We start from the raw sequence: 1532 nt of genomic DNA, 5'->3' as shown, positions 1-1532 counted from the left end.
GAGCCGTGTGATGCGAAAGTATCAAGCACGGTTTTGAATGGGAGTGGGGGAAGGCGACTTCCCTCTCGACCCCTACCAAAACAAGGCAGGGAACTCGGGGTCAAAACGCAAAATTGGAAATCTTAATGATTCCTTAACAATTGCGTCGAGAGTAACGGCGATAGCCACCCCCAGTTTTGGGAATCACAACCCCAGGATTGAAGCGGGGAACGGAAGGCGTAAAGTAGAACCTACTGCCAGACGCGACCACTGCCAACCATCCATGACTAAGGAAATCTGAATGCTCCGACTTGAACCATCGTAATTATTTAGTAGCGAAACAGGTTGATACGCTGCACTCAAAAGAGAAAGGGAAAAAGTAGGGTAATTCTATCATCACCTACACAGACCTTTAAAAGTACCCCGGTGGATAGGACAAGTCTAAAGATGGAATGCCCATATAAACGGAACGTTGTAACCCCTTTTAGGCTCTAACAATCTGGTCGAGAAAGTTAGTAGTGAAAGTGTAAGCGTAAGCCTATTAGGGGGTGAGATGTGACCAGAAGCTAATGCCCGACTGTAATGGTAGGGATATGCTAACGGGTCACGGTTTGATTGTAAAGAATAGAGTCTAGTAGGAGTTACTATGACGAAAGCGAGTTTAAAGAAAGGTTTTGAGAAATCAAAGCCAATCAAGACTACGAATGTATGGAAACAAATTCCCTGGGCGAAAGTTCAGAGAAAAGTTTTCAAGCTCCAAAAGAGGATATTTCAAGCAGCTAAATCGGGACAAGACGCAAAGGCACGAAGGTTGCAACGTCTACTGGTGAAGTCATATTATGCCCGACTCTTAGCAGTGCGGCGAGTGACCCAAGATAATCAAGGCAAGAAAACAGCCGGTGTCGATGGAATGAGAGCAATCTCTCCAAGGCAAAGGTTTGAACTTGTTGAGAACATTAAAGGAAACCTCAAAGCAAAACCACTGCGACGAGTGTGGATTCCAAAACCCGGTAGGGATGAAAAACGCCCCCTGGGAATACCCACAATCCAAGATAGAGCGAGGCAAGCCTTGGTTAAATCGGCTCTCGAACCTGAATGGGAATCGAGATTTGAAGGCACTAGTTATGGGTTTAGACCGGGTAGGTCTGCCCAAGATGCAATAGCACGAATTTTTCAGAGTATTAACAAAGATGAATACTATGTGTTAGACGCGGATATAACGAAGTGTTTTGACCGAATAAACCATGATTATCTACTGTCAAAAATTAATTGTCCAAGCAGCCTGAAGAGAGACCTGAAACAATGGCTCAAAGCGGGTGTGCTAGATAACGGCGTATTCGAGGATACAGAAGCAGGGACACCCCAAGGAGGGGTAATAAGTCCACTCCTAGCCAACATCGCACTGGATGGTATGGAAAGGCTAGTTAAAGAAATGTATCCGAATAAAGGAACAACCACCCAGGTCAACCTAATAAGATATAGCACAAGACAGAACACTTAGGACGTATAATGGAGAGGACGAGATGACTAAGAAGACCAAAAATGCCAGCCCC

At 45.1% G+C, this 1532-nt stretch carries 1 pseudogene; it reads left to right on the top strand.

The features are described 5' to 3' along the window. Positions 1-625: 625 nt before the first annotated feature. A pseudogene (locus ACTIE0_RS24285) lies at positions 626-1462 on the top strand (reverse transcriptase N-terminal domain-containing protein); the annotation flags it as partial. Between the last annotated feature and the right edge of the window lie 70 nt (positions 1463-1532).

It is taken from the genome of Limnospira sp., from assembly GCF_051859755.1.
In the GTDB taxonomy this organism is placed as follows: Bacteria; Cyanobacteriota; Cyanobacteriia; order Cyanobacteriales; family Microcoleaceae; genus Limnospira; species Limnospira fusiformis.
The sequence above is the reverse complement of the archived record's forward strand: the minus strand, read 5'-3'. Positions and strand labels throughout refer to the sequence as shown.